We start from the raw sequence: 25,834 nt of genomic DNA on the forward strand, positions 1-25,834 counted from the left end.
ACCCCTTTCGCTCGCCATCCGTGTCAACTTTATTCAGAAGTCTCACCAAGCCCATAGAGGAGACTTTGCAAGGCTCGAAGATTGCGTCTCTGGGCAGCTCTTCCGGCCTTCATACCATCTCCGCCATCCTCCGTACGCCACTGTGCATATGCCTGTTGCAATGACGGGGATAGGCTCGGCAAGACCACGGTATCAAGAACCTCCCAAGAGGCCGTTCGGGGCATCCCGTACAACTTGCACAGCCTGCGTCGTACGGCTCCGTCGAGCAGAGCCTGCCGCGCCTTCAAGAGGCCGCGGCGCCGATAATGCCACGCAAGTGCATGCACCAATTCCACGTCAACACGAGGCTGTTCATCTGGGGCTGGTCGAAAAGCCCCAAAACGGGTGCCTCCTCCCATCACAACGGCAACGACGGCCGCAAGCAGTAACAAGAACGTCCCTTCGCGCCCGTACCCAAAAAGAGTGGCCCACATTCCCTGTGCTACGACGCCGTGTCCATACTCATCCCACAAGATGGACTTTCCCGCGGAGAAGTGCCAGAGAATTTGCAGGTTCTGAGCCTTGCCAATCGCTTGATTCTCGAAAACCCGTGGTGCAGTCCAGACAACGAGCTCTCCCTTGCCGAATTGGAACTCAGCCCCGACATCGATATCGTTGTTGGCAACCATGAGCGAATCGGCTGCTTGTAAGCCGCTCCCACCGAGTTTACTGGACGCTGAAAAATCCAGTCCTCTCAGCGACGTGTAATCTCCAGCGGTTCGAATCTGAACTGAGTGCACTTTCTGAGTACCCGTTGTGTTCACTGTGAGTTTTAGAAGATGGGTCACTGTGTCAGGGCTGGAGGTCACCCAAATCACCTCGTGCCCTGCTTTGACGTAATCGACCAGCGCCTTTGCGTGTGCGGTATTGTACTGTCCAGATTGCGGTTCCACGCTTACATAGACCGCATTTGTGGACGTAGGCAGCAACTCAGGAACCTGCGCAAAGGTCTGAAAAGAGAGGCCAAGACGCGGCCAGAGCTGTGCGAGTGCAAGATCGCCCATCGGTTGTGCTGATGCACTGGATCCCGGGGTTGCATCTATCGTCGCTTTCGGGTTCGGGTGAGCGATATACAAAACACCAGCGTAAATCGCCATGGCCAATAAAACAAGCCACCAACTGCGCGGTCTCATGACGCCTCCGTCCCCCTCACCGCCAACGCATCGCTCACTTCGCGCAGAATCCGCTCTGCATCCGCTTGAGCCAGCGGCCGTTTTGCAAACCAGACGGCTTCAGCGGCTGCGGCTGTTGATTGAAAAACGCTGGCAAGGGGGGCCTGTGCTCGGATCAGTTCACGGCTGTATGCACGAAGTGTCTTCGATAGGCGGACGCGGATCAAATCCTCTGTTGCCGCCCGCAACAGCATCGCCTCAATCAAAAAATGCAACATTTGCGAGTAATCGCCAGCTTCAAAGCGGCGGTTGGCATCCTTGAGGAGCGCTTGCCCATCCTGGCTCTGCGGCGGTACCCGGATTGCTAACCCCCTGGCGCGTCCTCTGACGACACGCCACACGACTACGCCAGCGGCAAGGATCAAGATGATACAGACACCAGCCAACGCAAAGCCCACATCGCGAAGGGCGTGCACACTGAGGTTCAGATGAATGTGCCTGGCTATCCACTGCAAAGCACGCATCCACCACGGAATGGGCTGTTTTGGGGTGTGAAACAACTTATCCCGTAAAATACCCTGAAGTGCTTGATGAGCTTCTCGATATGAAGGGGAGTTGGCCATCCCATTACCCCTCACTCATCACGCAGCCAAGCGGCAAGATCGGGGGCTTCCGTGCGGATGCGCAAATCCAGGTACAATATCGCCATCGCGAGGATGGAGAAGGGTGTTACGACGACCGCAACGAGATCGGTCAGAATTGACTGGAGGACAACAGCCTTCACCAGGCTGAGCAGTAAACCGAATCCAAGACTCACCACAAAGATGAGCAGTTTGACAACAATGTAATATCCGATGATCCGCCACATGTTTCCGCGTGTCAGTTCAAACGAGCGACGAAAGGAAGCACCGAACGAGACCTTTTCTTCGAGCGTTGCGGACGGAACAAAAGCAAATTTTACTGCCAGCCAAATCAGGAACACTGCGGCGGTGAGCGACAGGATCATGACAGCGACAGTCACCGCTGCTGACGTCAGGCCCATACCCCCAAAGAGGGCACCCACTGCTATGATGATGGCTGCAGAAACAGCAAAGGCGACGAAGTAGATGATCCAGCGAAGCACGTTCGTCCCGAGTACCGCAGGCAGCCTGCGCCAGGCATGTAAAAACGCCGCCCAATTCCCACAGGGACGCTCCTGTCTGTCGTACTGAAGACTCACGACAATATGCAAAACGGATCCGTAGAGAAGCGGAATCACGACAAACGCGCTTAAGAGCGTGAATACAAAGCCCGCGATCAGTGTCGGCAGCTGTGCAATCACTTTTTGCTGGACAACCGCCGGGTTCTGTACGTTCTGCAGCAACCCGGACACAAAGGTCTGCGTATGGATGTTAAACAGCGATTCCACTATCAGATACGGCAGATAAATACAAATCGTGAGAAGCATCAGGGAAAGAAAGTGCCGGCGGTAAAGTCGGAAGGTGGTATCGATTAACCCTCCCACGGTCTGAGGCCGTAGATTTCCAGGTTGTTCGTGGATGCCCACCTGGTTCCCTCCTTTGAATGAGACAGTCAGATGACAAAACACTGGACTGAGGCGGCATGATTTCAAAACTGGGACAATCTTGTTCTTCGCCCATGATAGCACATCTGCGTGAACAGATGGGCAGATCGGACGTGCATATCCGTGAGAAGATGACTTGCAAGAGCATTGGCCGTGCGTGATTGGACTCGCCTGTACAGAAAAAGGCTGCCAAAACAGCGGTTTTCACCACCGTCCGGCAGCCTTGTTCGATCCGTTTACTGGAACGTAGTCGGTACGTGAGCCTATTTCCATCAGGGCTCATTTCCATCAGAACTCACTGACGAACACCATTAATGCGAATGTGATACGAATCGTTGTCCATTAATGTACCACTGTCGGTACGCTCCTGGCCCGCTCTGCTGCAGCTTTGGCTGCTCTTTCCGGTACCACGAGCAGATATCCTTCCATCGGACCTTCATGGTTTGCATCGGCGTGGGCCGTACAGATGACACGAAAGAAACCAGGTTTCGTTGCTTTAAAATGGAGAGTCGTGACCTCATTTCGGTGCACCACAGTGTGAAGATTGTAGCCCTCAAGCACGAGAGGATGATCGTGACCCTTCAGCCCCCGAATCCTTAACGTTACATCATCCCCTTCGGCTGCTACAAACACTGCGGGGTCCAACCGATAGACCTCTGTCGTTGATCCGTCCGATTGTTTGGCAGCGATCTCGTTCGTGACCACCTGATATGACACACTTTCCGCAAGCACTGTTCGCGGGTGCATCACGAGACTTGCAGCAACAACAGTCAAAACCGCCGCAAGACTGACGGCGCGCGTCAGACTTGTGTGACTTATACGCACAGAAACTCACCCCACCGCCCTCATCTTGGCCTAGCTTCTGCGCATAGGATGTACAGTTTCCTCCGGTTTATACTCAATGCCGGACTTCGCGTGCAAGTCTGCGTAGAGTCCCCCCAGAGCCAGCAGAGATTCATGAGTGCCTCGCTCGACAATACGTCCCTTGTCGAGCACCAAGATCAAGTCTGCACTCCGGATGGTCGCCAGGCGATGTGCAATCACAAGAGTCGTACGATTGTGCGACACTGCTTGCAGTCCTTGGCTGACAAGTTCCTCAGTCTGACTGTCTAGATTCGCTGTGGCCTCATCGAGAATCAGGATGCGCGGGTTCAGCGCAACAATCCTGGCGAATGCAATCAGTTGGCGTTCGCCCATCGAAAGATTGGCCCCCTTACCGTAGAGCATGGTCTGGTAGCCCTGCGGCAGCCTGGAGATCATCTCGTGTGCCCCGACCATACGTGCCGCCTCAACCACCTCGTCATCTGAAATCTCTTGTCGGAAGATGCGAATATTGTCTGCAATGGTACCGCTGAAAAGGTACACGTCCTGCTGAATCAAGCCGACGATCCGATGCAGGTCGACTTGTGAAAGTCTTCGAATATCCATTCCATCGATGACAATCTGCCCCTCGTTCGGGTCATAAAACCGCGTGAGGAGACTCATCACGGAGCTCTTCCCTGCACCGGTCGCACCAACCACACCGATGAGTTGCCCTGGGCGCACCGTGAAGTCAATGTGACGGAGAACCGGCCGGTCCGCTTTGTACCCAAACGATACATTCCGAAACTCGACCTGTCCTTCCAGTTCTTCATCGCTTACAACCGCTGGTTGAGGAGGGTCAACAACCGTTGGTTCTACCATCAGGACCTGACCGATTCGATCTGCGGCAACCATCGACGATTGCAGCGTGTTCCACTGCTGTGTGATGGAGTTAATCGGTTGGAAAAACTGACGAATGTAACTGATAAAGGCGTACAAAGTGCCAAACAAGATGGTATGGTGCAGTACTGCGATACCGCCAATCCACACGATGGCTGCAACTGCAGCATTTCCGAGCAGTTCAAAAGTCCGGTTGAAAATGACCGACAGTTGATACTCTGCTACGTTCGCTTCTCGATGCGCTGTGTTCAGTACATTAAAATGGCGGGCCTGGCGTTTCTCCTGGTGAAAGATTTGGATGATCCGTATTCCAGCCAGGTTTTCTGCCAGAAACGCAACAATGTTTGAAAGTCGTGTCCGCGTTCGCTGGTATCGTTGCCGCAACTGTTTACGGAAAAGCAACGAGATAAGGAATAAGAGCGGAATCAGGACCATTGCATAACTCGCAATGCGTACGTTCAACTCAAACATAGCCACGACAATCATAACGAGGGACAGTCCATCGCGAATCATACTCAGAAAAAAGTTCGTGAAAAACTGAGATACGGTCTCAGTGTCGCTGGATACGTTGGTCACAAGCCGCCCTATCGCATTGGTATCAAAAAAGCCCATGGATTGTCGCTCGATATGTCGAAACAAATCCAGTCGAATGGTCCGAATGATGCTTTGTCCAGAAAACTGCAAAACGAGGATTTGGAAATAGTTCGCTACCACACCGATGACGACACTGCCCACGTAGAGCGCACTGATGACCACAAGGCCGTGAATCTGTGGATTCGCCGTGCTAAGGTCCCGGTCGATGGCCACTTTCACCAACCATGGTTGTAACACGTTTGTGCCATTAAAAATGACCACCAACACCATGACAAGGATAAAGTGCATCCGAAATGGCTTCGCGTAGGGGAGCAATCTCAGCAGGCTCTGGAAGCTGGCTGAAGGTCGTTTCGTTACGTCGTTCGTGCTCATGCCAGTGCCTCCTCCCCTTCCTGCAGTGCGACCATCGAAGCATAGATACCGCTGTGGGCAAGGAGTTCCTCATGGGTTCCTTGTTCAAGCAACGTGCCATCATCGAGTACAAGAATCTGATCGGCATGTCGGATGGCAGATAGACGGTGTGCAATGATGATGGTCGTTTTCCCTTGTCTGAGCTCTCGAATCGCCGCAATAATGCGTTTCTCTGTATTCATATCTACGGCAGAGAGACTGTCGTCGAGAATTAGAATCGGTGCGTCTTTCAAGAAGGCTCTCGCAATTGCAGCACGCTGCTTTTGCCCACCGGACAGAGACACACCGCGTTCCCCGACAACTGTATCGAGTCCTTCCGGGAACTCTTCGATCTCGTTCCAAAACGAAGCGCTCTGAGCTGCCCGGATAATCTCTTCCTCCGTGGCGTTTTCTTTCGAAAAACCGATATTCTCTCGAATCGTCGTAGAGAAGAGGAACCCGTCCTGGGGAACGTAAGCAATGGCCTCGCGAAGCGTTTCCAGACGAAGGGTGCGTACGTCATGACCGTCCACGAAGACCGATCCAGCCGGCGGGTCGAAGATGCGTGGCAACAGGTTGACAAGGGTCGTTTTTCCCGCCCCAGTTCGGCCGACAATGCCAATCGTCTCGCCTGCGGCAGCCGTGAACGAAACGTTTGCGAGGGCATCGCGATCGCCGTCAGGATAGCGAAACTTAGGAAGCGAAACCGTGACAGCTCCTTGGATATCGACCTCGACCGGGTTTTCCGGGTTCGTAATGTCCGGCATCTCCGAAAACAACACCTCGAGCCTGGCGAGGGATGCTGACGCACGCTGGAACTGGTTAAAAACGAACCCCATCTGCTGCAAGGGCTGAATGATCATCGCGAGGTAAAGCGTAAACGCAACGAAGCCTCCGAGGTGAATCTGCCCCGTGATGGTTAGATAGCCACCGTAGAGTAGGGCAATGGAGAAACTGATGGAGCCAAGAAACGGAATGATGGACTGAAACATGGCACTTTGACGAAACACTGACATCTGTCTGCGGACGATGACGTCAACACGCCGCTCAAACCGGTGTGCCTCGATATGCTCATTAGCTGTTGCCTTGACGAGACGGATAGCCGAGATACTCTCTTCCGTTAAGTCTGCCATATCGGACAAAGCCTCTTGTGCTCTCCGTGACGCGTTTCGAATCCGGGGCCCCCACCAAATCACAAACAACGGAAGAAACACGAGCGGGATCATGCTCACAAGCGTCAGTTTTGGACTCACGGTTCGGAAGGTCATGATGAGTGTCGCAGTCAGTAAGAACAAAGCGTTCGTGAGGATGTTCAGTCCGCCTGACAGAGCCTCGCGAACCGTCCGAACATCGTTCAAAGCGTGGTTCAACAGGTCACCGATACTTCGTTTGCGAAAGTACGCAGTGGATAGACTTTCCCAGTGCTCGAACAGGCGTCGCCGCAGTTCGTATTCGAACTGTCTGCCAAGTTGTCCGTTTCTGAGCTGCCCGAACCCGTAAAGAAGAACATATAAAACGCCGACTACGAGTAACAGAAAGCTGTAGTGAAGCACGACAGCGCGCGACAAATGATGTGTTTGAAGCGTGTTGGTAAAGTTCCCGAGCAGGTTCGGAAACTGCACCATCACGAATTCAGAAATGACAATCGATAACAGCGACAGTGCGTAAGCCCACTTGCGAGACGAAAGGAAATTTCGCAATAAGTGTTTTGGATTCTCGATGGTGTCCTCACCCCTCATAAGACCGTGGAATTGGGCGTGTCACCACGCCCGTTGCTGCAGCGTTCGCCGCGCTACCCGGTTGTTCCACGTTTACTCAGCTTGTCTGCTATACGTTTAGCTGCTTCAAAAGCTCTGTACGCTGTTGCTCAAACCCGGGCTTTCCTAGCAGTGCAAACATGTTCGCCTTGTACGCTTCGACGCCTGGTTGATTAAACGCGTTCACCCCAAGCAGTTGTCCACTCATCGCACAAGCGAGTTCAAAGAAGTAGAACAAGTCGCCAAGGCTCTCCGGTGTCTGATCAGAAACATTCACCAGAAGGTTTGGTACTTCTCCATCCACGTGTGCAATCTGTGTCGCCAAACGGGCTTGATCGTTAATGAAGGACAGCGGCTTTCCAGCCAAGTATTCAAGTCCGTCTTGCACGTCCGGCGTCGACGGAAGGTCAAGGTCGGAAACCGGGTGCTCAATCCGAATCACGGTCTCAAACAGGTTGCGGTAGCCTTCTTGCACAAACTGTCCCATGGAATGCAGGTCAGTTGTGTACCCAACCGATGCGGGATAAATGCCTTTATGATCCTTGCCTTCACTTTCACCGAACAGCTGTTTCCACCATTCCGCCACCATCTTCAAGGATGGCTCGTAATAGGCAAAAATCTCAGTTGTCTTGCCTTTGCGATACAGTGCATTCCGGGCCGCTGCGTACAGATAGGCAGGATTGTCGGTCACCGAAGATGTGGAAAGTGACTCCTCCGCTTTGGCTGCTCCTTCTAACAACTTCCTCACTTCCACCCCGACCGCTGCAAGTGGCAAGAGCCCGACAGGCGTTAAGACGGAATACCTTCCACCAACATCATCCGGGACCACAAACGTCTTGTATCCCTCTGTATTTGACAGTTCTTTCAAAGCCCCTTTTCGGGCATCCGTCGTAACGTAAATCTGCTTTTTCGCCTGTTCTGTGCCGACTTGTTTCTGCAGCCAACTGCGCAAGATACGAAATGCAACAGCCGGTTCTGTCGTGGTCCCGGATTTTGAGATGACGTTCAGATAAACCCGTTTGCCTTCAAGTACTCGAAGTAAGTCGTTTAAGGCTGCAGCGCTCAAATGATTTCCCGCAAAATAAAGTTCGGGCCCTCCCCGGAGAGCTCGAGGGAGTTGATTGTAATACTCCGGTTTCGCCCACTCAAAGGCCGCCCGTGCACCAAGGTACGACCCGCCAATCCCAATCACGACAAGCGCGTCCGCACCATCTTGAATTTCCTTGGCCGCCGTAAGCAGCTCATCGATGCCGGCCGTCAGTGTCTGACTCGGCAAATGCAACCAGCCTAAGAAATCTGAGCCCGGGACCTCGCCGCTATGTAATCTCCGGTGTGCTTCAGACACGACCGGTTGCAGTTGTTCTACCTCGTGATCAAACACAAAACGCCTCGCAAATCGCAGATCTAACTCCGCCATTCCTCCAGCCTCCTTCTCTATGAATAAGGATACTCTTAAAACTGGTAAACACCAAACAGAGCCGCGTTGTCAACATTCAGGAAAGCCCGCTGGTTACAGCCACCCTGCAAGTGCGTAGAGAGCGGCAGAGCCCCCTGCTACGAAGAGTGCTGGCTTCAATTTTACTCTCGCATATTCCATAAGCGGCAGTTTCATCACGGTCGCCATTGCAACGGTGTTGTCACTCAAAGGTGAGGCGAATCCTCCGAAGGTGCCGCTGGCGAAAACTGCCCCCACAATCAGGGGTAACGATGCGTTCGTACTCGCTGCAAGGGAAAAACCAATTGGCATTAAGATACCCCATGTACCAAACGAAGAACCGATGACATAGGAAATGGCGCAGCCGAACAAAAACAACACTGGAGCGATCCAGGCTGCGGGCACGAGGCCTCCGATTACGCGTTCCATGTAGGTTGTGAACCCGAGATCGGAAGATACAGCTGACACGGCCCAAACAAGAGCCAAGAGAACGATGACCCCCATCATCTCGTTGCCGCCGGCCAGAAACCCGAACATGGTTTTGCCAATCGGCTGGCGCAGTGCAGCATACCACACTACAGAAAAGATAAGTGTAATCAGCAGTGCTTGCAGCATGGCCCGTGCAGCATTGGCCTTCACAAGCGCTTGCCATATGGATGTTGCACCGGTGTGACCGCTCCACCAAGTCAACAGCAATGTCAAAACAAGCAGGAGCGCGAGCGGCAGGAGCAAATTCAGCATATTGGGCTTCGTGCGCTCAGCGGCCACCTCCATCGGATCGGGCAGAGCATCTGAAGATACGTCTTTCTGTGAGGAATCAGCCTGATCCGTTTGACGACTTGCGATGGCTTCAATCTCCCTCGAAACCGACAAGTCCTCACTCGCCTCCATCCCAAACTGGGAAGCGATGCGCAAACGGGATTCCGGTGACAGATGCAGCCGCTTCGGCGACTTTGCCGGACTCACTTTTGCATCCACCTCCGTTTCAGCCGTCGATTGCCGGACGCTCCGGGCAAAAAACGTACTGTACAAGCCATAGAGCAGCATGAGGAGCGAAAAAAAGTTGAACGGCAGGCTGAGCAGCAGGAGGTGATATGCGTTTGCTGCAAGTCCATGGTGAGGACCTGCTGTGGCGAGCAGTCCAACCATGTAACCAACAAACACAGTCCCAAGCGGAATCAACGCGGTTAACGGGGTCGAAGTCAGATCAATGACCAGTGCAACCCTCCGACTCGACACCTTGAGGCGTCGAAAGACATGGCTGACCACCGGAGCAACGGTAATGATGCGAAAATCAGGCGCCATAAAAGTTGCCAGGGACGACAGCCAAGTCAGCGCAAAGGCTCCCCTCACGGTTGATACCCGCTTCTCCATCCACTTGGCGAACCCTGTCACTCCGCCAGTCACCCGAACCAATCCAACAAAAGCGCCAAAACCGTACAAAAAGACAATCAGTCTGAGGTTATCCGGAATGCCGAGTTCTCTGAGGATGTAACTGAGCGCGCCGTCAATGCCGCCGAGCAGTGTCGGATGCATCATGTACGAGCCTACCAACAGGCCGACCATCAGCCCAGGCAAGACCTGGCGGGTTACAATTGAAATGGGGATCACAATCAAAAAGGGCATGAGAGACCAGAAGCTTCCGTGCACACTGTCGCCTCCTTGTCTTTCACAGACCGTGTCTCGCGCTGCGGAGCCTCGGATGGCTGTCCGCCTAAGCGCTGTGTCTGTGAAACGTGCAGCGGCGGGATGCGTACCTCCGCATCCTCTAACTTCTCACGGAAGATTCATCTCATGCATGCCCTTTCCAGCCCGCTTTCCCATCACGGGGTTTTGTGACGGTAAAGTGGGTGTGGGAACCTGCAGCAAACCGATTCAGTCCTTTTTCTGCACCATCTTGACCCCGAACGCTTGCGGCAGCAGGTATACCCCAGCCAACCCGACCAAGACATAGATAATCCGGCTCCACAGCACATCTGATCCCCCAAACAGAGCGGCGACGACGTCCAATTGGAACAGTCCCACGAGCAGCCAATTCAGTGCACCAATGAGCACAAGCCACCATGCGATTTTCTCGACCATGGTACATCCCTCCCTACTTGTACATATGTACAAGAGAGAAACTGTAGACCGTATGTGCTGAATTTGGACAACAAATTCACCGCCTGGCCGACTGCAGTTGTCCGTGTCCCCCTAGTTTCGAGCTGATTCGAGCTGTGCGAGGGCGCTCAGGACCTGCTCCCGGGTTGTCAGCGGGGTTTTGCCCAGCTGTTCTTCAGCGTCGTGCGCCATGACTGGGTCCGGCACATACCAAATAGCACTCATGCCAAAGGCCATTGCCCCTTCCACGTCTGCGTGATAATTGTCGCCAATCATCACGGCTTCTGCCGCCTCAATCCGCAGTACATCGCACGCTGCCTGATAGACAGACGGGTGTGGTTTCGCCATGCCAATCCGTTCCGAGATAATGATGGTGTCCTCGGGGAAGTACGACGCCAGTCCAACAACGCTGAGCTTTCGCTGTTGTAAATCCGGCGATCCGTTGGTGACAATGCCAAGGCGGTGGTCACGAGCGAGATCGCTCACGAGGTCTAGGGTCTCCTCGTACGGAAACAGCGTGTTATCAAAGTTCGCATCGTAGACAGATTGGAACTCTGCAGCGTCAGCGAGGGTTTTATGAACACCGTGATCGCTCCACGCTCGCAGAAATCTCTCCCTGCGCAGATCAGCCATCGTGATTTCACGTTTGTCATACTGCGCCCACAACGCTTGATGATTCGCCAAAAAGCGCTCAACCCAAGTTTCAGGGACCTGATTGTCGTAGAGCACCTGTAGTGTATGTGTTAAGCCGACGTCATACTGTCGCCTTGTATCTACCAATGTGTGATCCAAATCGAGAAATACCGCTGCAAATTTGCGCATCTCTGAGTGCTCCTTCCCAAAGAGTTTCAACTCTTCCCGTTTCAACTCTGCTACTATACCACTCTCATTGCGCAATTCACATGCCTTCTATACAAGGTGGGACACCTGCTTCTCCCATCTCAGGAGAAGATTGAAAGACTTTATGGACCGCCAACACCAATCGCTGCGGATACGGTATGATTTTGGCTGTACACTATCATGAATTCCTGCAAGTAGGTCACGAGGGAGGATCCAATGGGCAAGCAGTCAACAACCACAACCACGATTTTTGCCGCAATTCAGTGGCTCGGCTTCATGTTCGCGAATACTGTTGTGATTCCGTTATCTGTCGGTGCTGCGTTCCACATGTCTCCCGTAGCTCTGAGTGGCGCGATGGCGCGCTCGTTTATGATTACAGGCATCGCTTGTCTGATTCAGGGGATGATTGGACACCGATTACCCTTAATGGAGGGCCAGTCTGGTCTCTGGTGGGGGGTATTGTTGAATCTCGCAGCCACAGGCAGTGCTGCAGGACTTGGGATTTCGGAAATCGGCGGCAGCGTAGCGGTCGGCATGATCCTCGGCGGCCTGGCCCTGATGTTGGCCGGAGCATTTGGATTACACAAGTTTCTTAACCGCCTGTTTACCCCGATTGTCATGGCCGTGTTGCTACTGCTTCTGGCGGCCCAGTTGATTGACATCTTCTTCGAAGGCATGATGGGTCTCAACCAGGGTCACATCATCCTGCCCAAAGTTGCGCTCTTGTCGCTTCTGCTCGTGGTTTTGGTCTCCTACCTGACCATTGGCGTACGGGGGGTTGTCAGTAATTTTTCAATTCTCATCGGTCTGGCATTAGGATGGGTCGTGTACGACGTGTGGATTGGTGGGACGTCTAGCGTGGCTTTGCCTGAGTGGTCTGAAATTACGCGGCTGTTCGCTTGGGGTAAACCTGCCTATTCTGCAGGCATCCTGATTGCCTGCGTCATCACAGCGCTCATCAATACCACCAACACGATTGCAACGCTCCGCGCAGCAGAACCTGTGTTTGACGTGCAGATTAATGATTCTATCTATCGACGTTCATTGCTCTTTTCAGGTGCATTTACGGTCATTTCCGGCCCCCTCTCCCTGGTCGCGTACGCGCCGTACACGTCGTCGATTGGCTTTCTTCGTACCACGCGCATTTTAGCCCGCGCGCCGTTTCTCCTCGGTGCGGCGTTATTTGTGGTACTTGGCGCGGTCCCGCACCTTGCTGCATGGTTTGCCACCTTGCCTGTTAGTGTAGGTGATTCGGTCTTATTTGTTGCTTACTTACAACTGTTCGGCTCGGCCCTTCAAAACATTCGAGGCATTGAGTTCAACTTCCGCACGATCTTCCGCCTTGCGCCGGCAGTGTTGACCGGCCTCGCTGTACTTGCCACGCCGAAGGCTGCTTTCAGTTCACTGCCCCCGATTGCCCAGTCTATCTTAGGCAACGGCATGCTTGACGGAATTATTCTAGCCACCGTCCTCGAGGCTGTAATTCCGTGGGAGCGTTTAAATCAGGCTTGATGATGCCGATGGCCCCGTCGAACCGACGGTCCTTTCTGCCGCGGGTCCCATGAACTCGTGGGTCCCGCGAATAAGCGGCTTCCACAAGAATCGGTGGTTCATTCCCTCCTGATTGCTGGTTCATTCTCGGCTCATGAAAAGCACGGTGTTCAATTTTGTGCTCCTTAAGACGCCGTACTCAACGTTTCAACACTACTTACCACACCTGTGGAGAGATGAAGCGTCAGTGCTGCATGTGTGGAATCAATCAGCACAACATCAGCTTCAATCACGGCTTTCCCCCCCTCGGCTGCATACTCCAGAGTGAGGTGCTCCCCTCCATCCAACTGATGATACGTCTCAAACAGCCCCATCGCCCTGGCCTTTAGGGCGTTGTCCGGAATCGGCTGGTCAAGGTGCAGCACGCAGAAATCCGTTTGAAAACCGGATGCGTCATCTGTAACAACCGCTTGACCGATGTGATGCGACAGCACGTACTTTGCGAATTCTGAAGAGGTTTTGGAGCGAATGCTGAGGGCCCACATGGTAATGCTTGCGAAGGTGGCAGCAAGGACCAGAACAATGACCGCTCCGATGATGAACTGTAACCTGGACTTTTTCGTTCCATTCCCGCTTGCCTCATTCCTCTGCGTCGCCATGTCTGATGCCTCCATGGTCTGAAATCGCAGGCCCCCCATGCGGTACCTGCCGGAAATTGAAATAATGGCGTGCCCGTGAGGCACGCCACCAACCCATTACTGATTTCGATGTAACTCCATTTTACGCCTCAAAGCTTGGATCAAACGCATCACGCAAACCGTCACCAATGAAGTTGATGCACAGGATAGTAATCGTGATGAGTGCAGCGGGTGGCACCCACGCGTACGGTTCTGTCGCCAAGGTAAAGTAACCGAGGGAATTCGACAAAACGTCGCCCCAAGACGGTGTCGGCGGCTTAACGCCAAATCCGATGACCGCCAGTGCTGCCTCAGCTGCAATGAACCCAGCGACCGCGAACGTGGCTTGCACAACCATAACACCCATGACGTTTGGAACCATGTGGCGGAAGATAATCCGAAACGCGCCAGCACCTGACATTCGGGATGCGAGAACAAATTCCGACTCCCTCAAGTTGAGGAACAAGCTTCGCACAAGACGCGTCATACCAGGCCAACCGGTCAAGCCAATCACGAGAATCAACAACCAAACAGACGTGGTATTGAAAATCGCAGACAAAACAATGATGAGAAGCAGGAATGGGAAGTTGAACATGAAGTCACACACACGCATGACCAGAGAATCAATCCAGCCCCCGTAGTATCCAGCCAACCCACCGAGCACCATCGCAATGGTCATGACGATCACGGTATCGACAAATCCGATCAACAGGTCGACCCGCCCGCCGTACACGTCACGCGAAAAGAGGTCGAATCCGGATTGGTCCGTACCCAGAACGTGTCCAGGTCCGGGAGGGGTATCCGTGCTGCTAAGAAATTGATGGGTAGGGCTTACATGTGTAATTAATGGTGCCGCAATACTCATGATCACGATGAGCAGCAAAACGACGGTGCTGATGATGGCTGCTTTATTGACCATAAATCGTTCAAAAGCCATCCGGGTGGGACTCTTGCTGGGTCGCCCACGACGGGAAGTGACTTCGATGTTGGTGTCATTTGGTGTAGAGACTTGTGCGCTCACCTTGTCACCCCCTAGTTATACCGGATCCGAGGATCCACAACCGCGTACAGAATATCAGCCAACAGGTTGCCGAGCAACACAGCAACCGCAAAAATAATGGTTGTCGCCATGATGACGTTGTAGTCCCGGTTGTTAACGGCACTAATGGTGAGAAGCCCCATCCCCTGGTACGAGAACAGACCCTCCAAAATGACAGCACCACCAACTAGGTTACCAATGTCAAGACCAAAGAATGTAATCAACGGAATCAAAGCATTCCGAAGAACGTGCTTGCTAAAGACCTTACCTTCCATCAAGCCTTTTGCATAGGCTGTACGGACATAATCCTTTCGGCTGACCTCCAACATCGACCCACGCGTGTTTCGGCTGTAAAATGCCAAACTCACCAGTGAGATAGAGAGCGCCGGAAGCAATGCGTGGTATATATGGTCGAGCAAGGAACCAGCATTCGGGCCGGTACCAACAGCACCTTGTGCCGGGAAAATTCGCAGGTGAATTGCAAACAGGTAAATCAGCAGAATCGCGAAAATAAAGTATGGAACAGAGAAAAGGATGAAACTGACAACGGACGTCGTGTAGTCGAATCCGGAATATGGTTTGCGTGACTGTAACACGCCAAGCGGAATACCAATGGCCAAGGTGATGATTTCCGCCATCACGGACAGGATTAACGTGTTTTGAATCGCAGGTCCGACGAGGTCAATAACCGGTGCATGCTGTGCAAAACTAAAGCCCCAGTTCCCTGTCACAAACAGTCCAATCCAGTGGAAGTACTGCCACCACAGCGGCTTGTTCAAGAAATTTTGCGCTTCCAAACTTGCAATGAGTGCCTGGGGATCCTTAATAGCCGGATTCATAATCGAGTTGAACGCATTACCGGGAGCCGCATGCATCATCAGGAATACTGCAACTGTAATGAAGAACAGCATCGGAATCATGCCAAGCAGGCGACGCGTGATGTAGGTTCCCAACGAAGTACCTCCTTCATACAGGCGAATGGGCGGGGCGACCCGCCCATCTCTGCCTCTAAATTGGAACCTGTCTAGTCCAGGTTGCCGGTTCTTGGTGTTATCACTGAGTCAGCCACCAGTCTTGGATGTTCAAAGGTCCTTGCGAGCTGAAGTCCTTGTTTGGAATATTCAGCTTGGAGCTGTAGGCGAATACGTTGTCTGGTGCCCACAGGAAGATAAGCGGCATCCGTTGGTTGACGTACAGCTGCCATTTGATGAGGGCAGCCTTACGGTCGGCCTTGTTAAACGCTGCTGCATCCCATGTTGCGTTAATCATCTGGTCGCTGGTCTTGTTCTTCCAACGTTCGAAGTTAAACGCATCGGTGGACATCCACAGTCCGCGCGGATCTGGATCGATGGAGAGGCTCCAGCCCATCAGCCACATCTGAATGCTCTTGTCGTTACTTTCAACCTTGCTGGCCAAAGTGTTAAAGTCCATTGGCGAGTTCAAGGTCACCTTGATGCCAATCTTGGCAAGGTCAGACTGGATGGCGACTGCTTCAGCCTGAACCGTCGGGTCACCACTCGAGTAGGAGAGGGTCAGATTCGCTTCTTTACCCGTGCTCGGGTCGATACGGAATCCGTTAGAGCCCATCTTCCAACCAGCTTGATCAAGCAACTGACCGGCCTTGGTTGGGTTGTAGTTGTATGGATTCATGCCGTCTGCCGTGGTTGCTGCAGCCCAGCTCACCGGCGGCAATGGACCGCTGATTGGTGTGCCGAGTCCCTTCAGGATGCCATCGACCATGGCTTGACGATTCAAGCCGTACTCGAGAGCCTGACGCACTTTGTAGTTCTTGAACTCCGGCAGATAGTCTTTGATACCGAGGTAAGAGAACCCATTCTCAGGCGGCGTCTTGACGACGATACCCGGAATCTGCTTCAGCTTGGCAACGTCAGTTGGCTTCAAACCAGACAGAACGTACTGCACAGAGCCGTTTGCCAACAGACCTGGGACAACGTCCGGGCTGACGGTCTTGATAACGAGGTTTGTGATATGCGGCTTACCTTGGAAGTAATTCGGGTTCGCAGTGTACTCGACGCTGTCCTGACCGTTAACCTGTTTGAAGGTGTAGGGTCCGTCGACAACCGTCGGCTGCTTGTCATAGGAAGCTGTGTTCCAGGAGCTGATAGGAATATTCTTCAGCACATGCTCCGGAATTGGCTGAATGCTTGAGATGTCAGACCAAAGCACGGCAGCGTCAACGGTCTTGAACGTAATGGAGAACTGCTTGGCGGAAATCTTCTTGAAGCCGCCAGTGCTTGCAAACGAAGTGGCTTTTCCGTTGCCGATTCTGGTGGAACCGACGACAGGTCCGACCAAGTAGCCATACTGGCCTTGGAGAGTCGTGTTGTAGGCTTTGGATGCCAGGTAGTTCATCGTAAACAGAACGTCGTCAGAGGTCACAGGCTGACCATCGGACCAGTTCGCGTTAGCAAGCGTAATCGTAACCGTCTTCTTATCTGAGGACCATGTCCAAGTCTGAGCAAGGTCAGAAACGAAGTTGAGGTTTTTGTCAATGTTCATCAGCGGATCGAAAGCATAGCCGACGACGTTTGCTGTGTACAAGCTGGCATCCATGTCAGGAATCAGCTCATCGTTGAACTTGGTGCCTTGAGCCATTGTCAAGGTGCCGCCATCTACCGGCTGCCCAGTCGTAGTGGTACTCGTGTTGTTGCTGCTGTTGCTGCCAGTTCCGTTGGAGCTGTTGGTGCTGCCACCGCCGCTTCCGCAACCGGCTACCAGCATGGTGAGCGATGCAGCAAGTGCAATCGTCGCCATGGAGCCTTTGCCAATTCGCTTCATGTAATGACCCCCATTAAAATTTTTTTATAATCAGCGCCGTGCTGCAAAAACCAATCAGTACAAGTGGCAAGCAACCAAGTGACCTGGTGTGATTTCGCGCAGCTCCGGGCGTTGACTTCGACAGACGTCCATGACTTTCGGACAGCGAGTGTGGAACGGGCAACCCTTTGGCGGATTCGCCGGACTCGGCACATCCCCCTGAAGGATGATGCGTTCGCGTCGGCCTTGGCGCTTTGGCTCAGGGGCCGCAGACAACAGGGCCATGGTGTACGGATGCAACGGATTGTTATAGAGCTCTGTCTTATCCGTGATTTCCACCATGTGACCGAGGTACATCACAGCAACGCGATCACTGATGTGGCGGACAACAGCTAAGTTATGTGAAATGAAGATATAGGAGAGGTTAAACTCCTTCTTCAAATCGACCATGAGGTTCAAAATCTGAGACTGAATGGACACGTCGAGCGCAGATACAGCTTCGTCGGCAACAATCAGTTTCGGGTTGAGGGCAAGTGCCCGGGCGATCCCGATACGTTGCCGCTGCCCGCCGGAAAACTCATGCGGATAGCGAAGACGATCTTCACCGCGCAATCCGACAGTTTCCAACAAATGAACGACACGCTCAATCGCCTGTCGCCGGGATGCTACGCCATTGACAACCAAGGGTTCTGCAATAATTTCTTCAACCGCCATTTTGGGGTTCAGCGATGCATATGGATCCTGGAAGACCATCTGGAACTTCGGTCTAACGCGCCGAAGCTGGCTTCCTGACATCTTCGTGATGTCTTCGCCATCAAACACAATCCGGCCATCCGTGGGCTCCAGCACACGCATCACCATGCGTCCAGCCGTGGATTTTCCGCAACCAGACTCGCCGACGAGTCCGAGTGTCTCACCCGGCCTGACTGTAAAAGAGATATCATCTACAGCCTTAACATGACCTACTGTCCGGCGAAGCACACCGGCAGTTATCGGAAAATACTTCTTTAAGTTTTGAACTTCAAGCAGGTTCTCGCTCATGTAAGCAGTCCCTTCATACAAGATCGCAGCGAACGAGGTGTCCGGGCTTTACTTCCCGGAGCAGCGGCATGCTCTCGTAGCAACTCGGCTGCTTAATCGGACACCGATCCGCAAAACGGCAACCCACCGGGTAAGCCGCGGCATCCGGAACTGTGCCTGGAATGGAATAGAGGGTTTCTTTCTCCTCTTCCAGTGACGGAATCGATTCCATGAGCGCCTTGGTGTACGGGTGCAGCGGTGCTGCGAACAAGTCATCTGCGTTAACAGATTCAACTACCTGACCCGCATACATGACAACCACATGGTCTGCCATATCTGCGACAACACCGAGATCATGCGTGATGAGAATGATGGCGGTGTTGAAGTCATTGCGCATTTTTTTCATCAGTTCAAGCACTTGAGCCTGAATCGTTACGTCGAGTGCGGTCGTTGGCTCGTCCGCGATGAGCAACTTGGGCTCACAGACCATCGCCATTGCAATCATCACACGCTGACGGAGGCCGCCAGACAACTGATGCGGATACTCGTGAACAATTTCAGCCGCTCGCGGTACACCAACAAACTGGAGCATCTCAACCGCTTTCGCCATTGCTTCGCGCTTGGTCAAATTGCGGTGCCGTAACAACACTTCCGTGATTTGCTCGCCAATGGTTAGAACGGGGTTCAGTGCGGTCATTGGTTCCTGGAAAATCATCGAGATGTCATTGCCGCGAACATCAGTCATTTGCTTTTCAGTCAGTTTCAACAAATCCCGACCTGCAAACTTCACTTCGCCGCCGACGATTTTACCGCGTGGTTGAGGAACGAGTCTCATGATGGACAATGAAGTCATGCTCTTGCCGCAGCCAGACTCACCGACGATACAGACAATTTGTCTCTCGTTGACGTTGATGTCGATGCCGTCCACAGCGCGGACTTCCATGTCTTTGCTGATAAAGTAGGTCTTTAAATCTTTGATTGCGAGAAGCGGTTCTGCCACCACAAGACCTCCTGCCGTCGTTGTTCTACCCTGCTTAGGGGCGGGGCCTTTCTGAATAAAGCAGCAGCCGTACAATGATTGTACAACTATTCTTTGTGGAACTAGAGTTACAACTAGAGTTACAAGAAGTGTTCGGTAATCTATGAATTCAAAGATTTTGAAGTCATTCTACTTTCCACCGAACGGTTTGTAAAGTCCCAATGACACCTTGTCACAATGTTAATCTCTTCTGAGTGTAGGAAAAAGCTCCCTATTCGCCAAATTTTCACACATTACTATTTTCCTTCTGTGGTCCGTCTGGCCAAGGTTCGTGTTCATCATAAAAGACTTTGAACCCAAGCGCAAGTCTTGTCCTGCTGGAAGTTAAGCGTTTTCATGAAATAAACAAAAATAATAGTAAATTCAGTCAGGATGCTGAAAGCTCCGCATGACCCTTTGCAGGTTGAGACGTTCTCTCAACTACGCGTGCACGTCAGAACTTGGCAAATCCGGACCTGATGGTAAATGCGAATGCTCACTGCGGGCAATCCACAAAAAACATAGTGCTGGCAATACCAACACCGGGAGAGCTAGAGATAACAGACGATGAACCCCAACGTGATCGTACAAATAGCCGCCCGCGAGCGGACCGAGCATCCGTCCCAGCGTCGCTGCGCTTTGAACCATCCCTTGCAGAAAGCCCATTCGATGTTGTGGAGAGACCTTTGCAATGAACGCCGGTACGCTCGGCCAAACGAAGACTTCACCGAGGGTCGTAATCACCATCGCAGCTACAAAAGCCGCGTACTGCTGAGAAGCAAGGAGTATGCTGTAGGCTGCGGCATACATGACAATGCCGGTCACCATCTGCATCCCCAGTGACGGCATGCGTTTCGTAATAAACGACACAAGAGGTTGCGCGGCAAAGATCAACAATCCGTTCATAGTCCAAAGCACACTGTACGCGGTCAGCGGATACCCGATGGCTTGCATGTAGACCGAGATTGAGCTTTGCCACTGAACGTACACACTCCATCCAAGCACAAAACCAATCAGTACAATCGTGACAGTGCCCCAAGGAATCACAGAAAAGCCGACGTTCACGGCGTTTGAAGACAGCGGCTCGGATACGCTGTGCGATGCCTGTCGCATTTCGACCTGTTTCAAGCGCGGACGAAAGGTAAAAATAACCACCCCCAAAAAGGCTGCATAGGCCACACAGATACCCAGAAAGACGCTCTCGAAAGACCACTGTGCAAGGACGCCGCCAAGCGCTGTCCCAATGGCGACCCCGAGATTGTTTGCCACGTAAATGAAATTGAACGCTCTCCGACCACCTTCGGGCCACAGCCTGCCCGCAAGCGCGCTGAGGACCGGAAATGGCATCGAACTTGTAATCCCAAACAGAATCATCACGGTGACATAAACAGGCCAAGCGCGGGAAAAGACGGGACCTAAAATAACCAGGCCTGATGAAGCCAGCCCAAACACCAAGACAGACAATGCGCCCAGTTTATCAAACAGCCACCCGCCAAGTGCACTCCCGACAAAACCGGCGGCTGAGTAGCACATGAGAAGTAGTCCTGCCACCGTCATGGATTTGCCAAGCACGGTATGAATGTAAATGGCGTTCACTGGCCAGAGCAGCGATAACCCGCCGACATTAATTAGACAGCCGATGCCAAGGAACCAAATTAACAAGGGGTATTCCCTTGCCCACTCCTGCAGTCTGGACTTCACATTTGTTTGGGATTGATTCCCCACCATACTAATCTCCCGCTTTTACTCAAAATGGCATAAATGTGCCGATCCCGACACAGAAGACCGAGATCGGCATAAGTCATACTTGAAGATATAAACCAACCATGGACGTCAGAGGGACACAATGACGTCAGCACCCTTTACAGGCGCAACCACCTCACCAATCTTTGCCGCCCAGGTGACACCGTTCTCTTGCAGCTCCTCTACCAAGCGTCCAGCCTCTTCTTCCGGCACTGCAACCAAAAGACCGCCTGACGTAATCGCATCTGCAAGGACAATCTGCCATAACTCAGACACATCAGAGTCAAACGTCGTCGTCGACCGAACGTAATCAAGATTCCGTTTGCTGCCGCCAGGGACGGCTCCCTGCTCTGCGAAAACGAACGCGTTGCCGAGGACAGGAACCGACTTGGCCGCAATCCGGACAGTGGCAGAGGAACCTTGCGCCACTTCGAGAACATGTCCAAGCAGGCCAAACCCAGTGATATCCGTACAGGCGTGGACTGAATAGTGTTTTGCTGTATCTGCTGCGACACGGTTTAATGTCGCCATCACCGTCGCCACTTGTTGTTCTTCATCAGGGATGGTGAGTCCCTGTTTGATGGCAGTCGTAATGATTCCAATGCCGATTGGTTTGGTCAGCACCAATGCATCACCCGGCTGCGCACCGGCGTTTGTCCATATATTGTTCGGATGACAGGTGCCTGTCACTGCCAAACCGTACTTCGGATCTGTATCGTCAATCGAATGCCCGCCCATCAGCACAGCTCCAGCTTCGCGTACCGTGTCCGCACCACCCTGTAAAATCTTGGCCAGGGTCTCCGGGGGCAACTTACTGATGGGGTAACCCACAATATTCATCGCTGTAATCGGAGTTGCACCCATGGCATAGATATCGCTGAATGCATTGGCGGCGGCGATACGCCCAAACATATACGGATCATCGACAATCGGTGTGAAGTAGTCCACGGTTTGAACCAGTGCCAACTCGTCCGACAACCGATACACACCTGCATCGTCGTGGGTCTGCATACCAACAAGCAGATTTGGATCGGACATTGGTAAGTTCACCATAGAAAGTACATTTGAAAGGTCCGCCGGACCTATCTTACAACCTCACCCAGCTTTGGTCGTCCACTGGGTTAAGCGAATCTGTTCGTTACTCATGGAACTCCCCCCTCTCTTTCAGAGGCCTTATCGTGTCCGTCGTTAGCATACATCACGGGAGTTCTCCTTGAAAAGTAATTTTACACACAGCTGGTGCCTAGGCACCTGTCCCTGCCGCCGCAGACTCGCGCTGTGACGATAATATGAACGAAATCAGCTCACAAACCTACCGACGTACATCAGCAACCTGCGCCGAATACCAGGTCACCCAGTCGTTCGCCACGCTCGTCGCGGCTTCAAACGGCGTCATGCCTTGAAACCTATCCGGAACAAGGTCTCTGAGCGCCGTGCTCGTCTCCGGATGAACACGGTAATCATTGCCCGCCCGTGCGTAAAAGCGGTTGATCCGCTCCGCAGCTGCCACCATGTCGACGTCGACGACCATGCAGGCATGCGCGAGAATATAACCCGGACGATTTGACTTTACACCGGCGAGTCCGCCCCGCCAGGCTTGAGCGGTTCCGACGAGCTTTTTATTGTCGACAAGGATGTTGTATGTCCCGTCGCAGTAGCTGCCAGGCAAAGCGCCTGTGACAGCTTGAAGGCCAAGAGTTTCTAACCACGCGATGAGCGGTTGACAGAGGATCCTGTAATAAGCGTCCGTCGTCACCTTTCTTGCATCGCGAGGAAACAGATACGACAGATGCACGACGCCAGGTCCCTGCGGAACTGCCGTTCCCCCTGTATTACGGACAACGACGTCCCAGCCGCTCTGTTTCATCTCATTCATGGCAGCTAGTCCATCGTCGCCCGATACGTCCCTCCGACTGACGCCGATTCCCTGTGCTAGAGCGGAGCGCCAAATTCGAACGAGCGGACGGATCTCTCCATGTGCCACAGCCTCACCCAGCGTTTGCTCGAGGGCAAGATTGTGCGCGCTGTCATTCATATCATCAATCCACCGGACCTCCACATCTCTCGGCCACAGTGTCTGGTCTATCATCACTCTGTCATCTTCCATATCATTGCCTCCTACATCATTGCCGCCTACATCATTGCCTCCTACGCCAGCGTCCCACAATGTACCATGCTCCGATCCCAAAGAACACAGCATACAGCGGCATCATCGGATAACGAAACCTGTCCCACGCCGGAAAGAAGAAAAAGATGGCCGTGTTGTAGATAATGTAGGCAAGAAGCAGCCACCACGTCCTGCTTTGCCTGGAAAAGCGGCGAAACACTTGGACGATCCCGGTGAGACTCACTGCCATCCACAGGTAATACGCGATGTTGTCGAACCACATGTTCGCTCGAATGACCCATTCTTGCACATGAGGGGCCTTTTCTGCGAAAGTGACACTGATCACGTTCCAGTCTACCCAGTACAGGAAGAACCACTTTTCTACCCCGTTGAACACCGTCAAGAGCGGGTGACGCCTGTAATACTCAAGTGCTGCATGCATCGCTACCTTGTTTTCCAGATAGTCGTTTTTTACGTAAGGCAAAAGCGGGTTCACTTTGGGATTCCAGCTCCAGTAATACCAACCGTTTGCGTGCGTACCCTGCCACAGATTGACGCCTCCGTTGGTTGAAACGAGGACGAAATGGTGCAAGGCAATAAAATTGCGGATCGTCACAGGCGCCACGCCCGCATATAGGGCAACCGCAAATGTGACTGCGACAAGCCACGAGCTGCGCCAGGTTTCACGAGCCGCATAGCGCTCGTAAAACAGCGACGCAGCGGGAAACAACAGCACAATCGGACGAACGTCGGCGGCCAGTCCCATGATGACCCCGGCGAGAGCCGTAATCCAGATGGGCTGCACCCGTGCGCGACTGGCGAAGCCGCCATGCAAATCCCCAGGATTACGGGCTCGGCTGCCGACCAGGTACATCCACAACGACAACAAAAGTAGAAATGTAAATAACTCCTCTGAACCGAGGACAGAATTCCATTCAATCTGGCTGGGTAACACGCTGTACCCTGCTGAAGCCCAAAAAGCCACCGTCGGATTGCGAAACACCAGTCTCGACAGGCCGTATACGAGCACCACAATGCTGGTACTGAGCAGGACGTTCGTGATGAGTCCCGCAGTGACAGAAGGCCCGGTCAAGTGAAACAAAAGCGATAGAAAAAACGGATAGCCGATGGGCCAATAGCTTGTCGGGTGACCGTACCAAACGTAGCCTTGGCCCTCGTACATCTGAGTGGCGTGACTAAAGTACCACGCGAAGTCGTCCACCTGCGGCGGATGCATGTAGAGAAGCCAACCAAACCGCAAAACGAGGTTAGCCACGATGAGGATAACAAGTCCGAGATAACGTCGCTGTTTGGTCCACGTGGTCTGGGCCGCTTCAGCCGTCACTTCTGCATCAACCACTCGAGCCCCCGTCCGTCTAGCTTCACTCACTGCAGCACACTCGCGAAGATTTCTGGCGCCACATTGCCACCACTCAAGACGCACACGACCGGGCCATCAAACCGGTGCCCCGCTTCAGATGCTCCGAGCACGGCCGCGACACTCGTACATCCCGATGGCTCAACCACCAGTTTTGCTTCGAACAGTATTCGCATCGCCTCCGTGATCTGCGCTTCGGATACGAGTGCAATTTCATCAACATTTTTTTGCACAATCGGAAACGTGAACGAACCCGGATGACTTGTCCGCAGTCCGTCCGCAATGGTGGTATTTGATCCGATGTCGACAATCCGCCCTTCCTGCATGGACAAGTAGGTGTCATTGGCAAGCTCTGGTTCCACGCCAATGACACGCGCCATTGGCCTCAACGACTTCACCGCCGTAGAGACGCCAGAGATGAGGCCGCCTCCGCCGACAGGTACGTACACCTCACGGACTTCCGGCAGACTGTGGACAACCTCAAGCCCAGCCGTCCCCTGCCCAGCCACAATGTCCTCGTGGTCATAAGGCGGAACAAACACGAGGTTTTGCTGGGCGGCTAACCGTTCTGCATAGTCGATCCGGTCTGAAGAGGTCCGCCCCACACGTACCACCTGAGCTCCAAACGACTCGATAGCCACTTCCTTAACACGAATGACGTCTTCCGGCACGGCAACCGTGCAGGGAAGCCCTACCCGCTTCGCGGCGTAGGCAACAGCCTGACCGTGGTTTCCGGAAGACGCGGTAATGATGCCCCCTAACCGGCGACTGGCTCCGCTGAGCCCTTGTGCATCAGCGCCAAATGTTGAACTGGCTTCGGAGTTCGCCGCCCCCAGCCGTTCAACAAGAGAAAGTACAAAGTTGCTTGCTCCCCGTGCCTTAAACGACCCCGTAACTTGCAGATTCTCACACTTCAAGTAAACATCCGTGCCTACCATGGCCGAAACCTGGTGCGCTTTGATTAAAGGTGTCTCAACAACAACCCCGCGAATCCTCCGAGCCGCTGCCTCGATGGCTTTCAGGTCAACTATGTTCGTCGTCATAAACTCCC

Annotated in this window: 23 protein-coding genes; 2 read left to right on the forward strand and 21 right to left on the reverse strand. The window is 53.1% G+C overall.

Annotation, left to right across the window (positions count from 1 at the left end):
• Positions 1-29: 29 nt before the first annotated feature.
• The 10 genes from AN477_RS16515 to AN477_RS16560 form a co-directional block, all read right to left on the reverse strand.
• Entirely contained in the window at positions 30-1,172 is a 1,143-nt protein-coding gene (locus AN477_RS16515) for a DUF4350 domain-containing protein (RefSeq protein ID WP_054970277.1), read from the reverse strand.
• Positions 1,169-1,774 carry a DUF4129 domain-containing protein gene (locus tag AN477_RS16520; protein WP_054970278.1) on the reverse strand — a complete coding sequence of 202 codons (606 nt, stop codon included), beginning with the start codon at positions 1,772-1,774 and terminating at the stop codon, positions 1,169-1,171. Before AN477_RS16520 ends, AN477_RS16515 begins: the two co-directional genes overlap by 4 nt.
• Positions 1,775-1,785: 11 nt before the next feature.
• Positions 1,786-2,697 (reverse strand): DUF7847 domain-containing protein, encoded by a 912-nt coding sequence (locus AN477_RS16525; protein WP_054970279.1) that lies wholly within the window; start codon positions 2,695-2,697, stop codon positions 1,786-1,788.
• 360 nt (positions 2,698-3,057) lie between these two features.
• Positions 3,058-3,540, reverse strand: coding sequence for a cupredoxin domain-containing protein (locus tag AN477_RS16530; RefSeq protein WP_054970280.1), 483 nt, complete (start codon positions 3,538-3,540; stop codon positions 3,058-3,060).
• 30 nt (positions 3,541-3,570) lie between these two features.
• Positions 3,571-5,382, reverse strand: coding sequence for an ABC transporter ATP-binding protein (locus AN477_RS16535; RefSeq protein WP_054970281.1), 1,812 nt, complete (start codon positions 5,380-5,382; stop codon positions 3,571-3,573).
• The gene (locus tag AN477_RS16540; protein WP_245631863.1) at positions 5,379-7,100 is read right to left on the reverse strand and encodes an ABC transporter ATP-binding protein; all 1,722 of its coding nucleotides are present in this window, start codon (positions 7,098-7,100) and stop codon (positions 5,379-5,381) included. Before AN477_RS16540 ends, AN477_RS16535 begins: the two co-directional genes overlap by 4 nt.
• 127 nt (positions 7,101-7,227) lie before the next feature.
• Entirely contained in the window at positions 7,228-8,574 is a 1,347-nt protein-coding gene (locus AN477_RS16545) for a glucose-6-phosphate isomerase (protein WP_054970283.1), read from the reverse strand.
• 93 nt (positions 8,575-8,667) lie between these two features.
• Positions 8,668-10,242 (reverse strand): Na+/H+ antiporter NhaC family protein, encoded by a 1,575-nt coding sequence (locus AN477_RS16550; protein WP_054970284.1) that lies wholly within the window; start codon positions 10,240-10,242, stop codon positions 8,668-8,670.
• A 225-nt stretch (positions 10,243-10,467) separates the two neighbouring features.
• On the reverse strand, positions 10,468-10,674 hold the full coding sequence (locus tag AN477_RS16555; RefSeq protein WP_054970285.1) for a DUF378 domain-containing protein: 207 nt from the start codon (positions 10,672-10,674) through the stop codon (positions 10,468-10,470).
• A gap of 111 nt (positions 10,675-10,785) precedes the next feature.
• Complete coding sequence (locus AN477_RS16560) at positions 10,786-11,514, reverse strand: HAD family hydrolase (RefSeq protein WP_169787913.1); 729 nt, start codon at positions 11,512-11,514, stop codon at positions 10,786-10,788.
• Positions 11,515-11,748: 234 nt separating this feature from the next.
• On the opposite strand from AN477_RS16560, the gene AN477_RS16565 reads away from it, so the two are divergent.
• Positions 11,749-13,044 (forward strand): uracil/xanthine transporter, encoded by a 1,296-nt coding sequence (locus tag AN477_RS16565; protein WP_054970287.1) that lies wholly within the window; start codon positions 11,749-11,751, stop codon positions 13,042-13,044.
• A gap of 164 nt (positions 13,045-13,208) precedes the next feature.
• On the opposite strand, the gene AN477_RS16570 is transcribed toward AN477_RS16565, so the two are convergent.
• The 9 genes from AN477_RS16570 to AN477_RS16610 form a co-directional block, all read right to left on the reverse strand.
• Positions 13,209-13,682 (reverse strand): hypothetical protein, encoded by a 474-nt coding sequence (locus AN477_RS16570; RefSeq protein WP_054970288.1) that lies wholly within the window; start codon positions 13,680-13,682, stop codon positions 13,209-13,211.
• A 121-nt stretch (positions 13,683-13,803) separates the two neighbouring features.
• On the reverse strand, positions 13,804-14,721 hold the full coding sequence (gene opp4C / locus AN477_RS16575) for an oligopeptide ABC transporter permease (RefSeq protein WP_054970289.1): 918 nt from the start codon (positions 14,719-14,721) through the stop codon (positions 13,804-13,806).
• Positions 14,722-14,732: 11 nt separating this feature from the next.
• Positions 14,733-15,692 (reverse strand): ABC transporter permease, encoded by a 960-nt coding sequence (locus tag AN477_RS16580; RefSeq protein ID WP_054970290.1) that lies wholly within the window; start codon positions 15,690-15,692, stop codon positions 14,733-14,735.
• A 100-nt stretch (positions 15,693-15,792) separates the two neighbouring features.
• A complete protein-coding gene (locus AN477_RS16585) occupies positions 15,793-17,538 on the reverse strand; it encodes an ABC transporter substrate-binding protein (protein ID WP_054970291.1) in 1,746 nt (581 codons plus the stop codon).
• Between the two features lie 54 nt (positions 17,539-17,592).
• A complete protein-coding gene (locus tag AN477_RS16590; protein ID WP_054970292.1) occupies positions 17,593-18,558 on the reverse strand; it encodes an ABC transporter ATP-binding protein in 966 nt (321 codons plus the stop codon).
• A gap of 13 nt (positions 18,559-18,571) precedes the next feature.
• Entirely contained in the window at positions 18,572-19,537 is a 966-nt protein-coding gene (locus tag AN477_RS16595; protein WP_054970293.1) for an ABC transporter ATP-binding protein, read from the reverse strand.
• Between the two features lie 459 nt (positions 19,538-19,996).
• Positions 19,997-21,280 carry an MDR family MFS transporter gene (locus AN477_RS16600; RefSeq protein WP_054970294.1) on the reverse strand — a complete coding sequence of 428 codons (1,284 nt, stop codon included), beginning with the start codon at positions 21,278-21,280 and terminating at the stop codon, positions 19,997-19,999.
• A gap of 108 nt (positions 21,281-21,388) precedes the next feature.
• Complete coding sequence (gene selD / locus AN477_RS16605; RefSeq protein WP_083486366.1) at positions 21,389-22,444, reverse strand: selenide, water dikinase SelD; 1,056 nt, start codon at positions 22,442-22,444, stop codon at positions 21,389-21,391.
• Between the two features lie 166 nt (positions 22,445-22,610).
• Positions 22,611-23,387, reverse strand: coding sequence for a lipoate--protein ligase family protein (locus AN477_RS16610; RefSeq protein WP_425388196.1), 777 nt, complete (start codon positions 23,385-23,387; stop codon positions 22,611-22,613).
• Between AN477_RS16610 and AN477_RS25920 the strand changes: the two genes are divergently transcribed.
• On the forward strand, positions 23,276-23,518 hold the full coding sequence (locus tag AN477_RS25920; RefSeq protein ID WP_169787914.1) for a cytochrome c3 family protein: 243 nt from the start codon (positions 23,276-23,278) through the stop codon (positions 23,516-23,518). The two genes, AN477_RS16610 and AN477_RS25920, sit on opposite strands and share 112 nt — an antisense overlap.
• On the opposite strand, the gene AN477_RS16615 is transcribed toward AN477_RS25920, so the two are convergent.
• Both AN477_RS16615 and AN477_RS16620 read right to left on the reverse strand, forming a co-directional pair.
• Positions 23,437-24,795: a glycosyltransferase family 39 protein gene (locus AN477_RS16615; RefSeq protein ID WP_245631865.1), complete on the reverse strand. Its 1,359-nt coding sequence runs from the start codon at positions 24,793-24,795 to the stop codon at positions 23,437-23,439. The genes AN477_RS25920 and AN477_RS16615 overlap by 82 nt on opposite strands.
• On the reverse strand, positions 24,792-25,826 hold the full coding sequence (locus AN477_RS16620; RefSeq protein ID WP_245631866.1) for a threonine ammonia-lyase: 1,035 nt from the start codon (positions 25,824-25,826) through the stop codon (positions 24,792-24,794). Before AN477_RS16620 ends, AN477_RS16615 begins: the two co-directional genes overlap by 4 nt.
• Positions 25,827-25,834: the final 8 nt, after the last annotated feature.

Origin of the sequence: Paenalicyclobacillus ferrooxydans (assembly GCF_001399675.1) — a bacterium.
Classification (GTDB): domain Bacteria; phylum Bacillota; class Bacilli; order Alicyclobacillales; family Alicyclobacillaceae; genus Alicyclobacillus_B; species Alicyclobacillus_B ferrooxydans.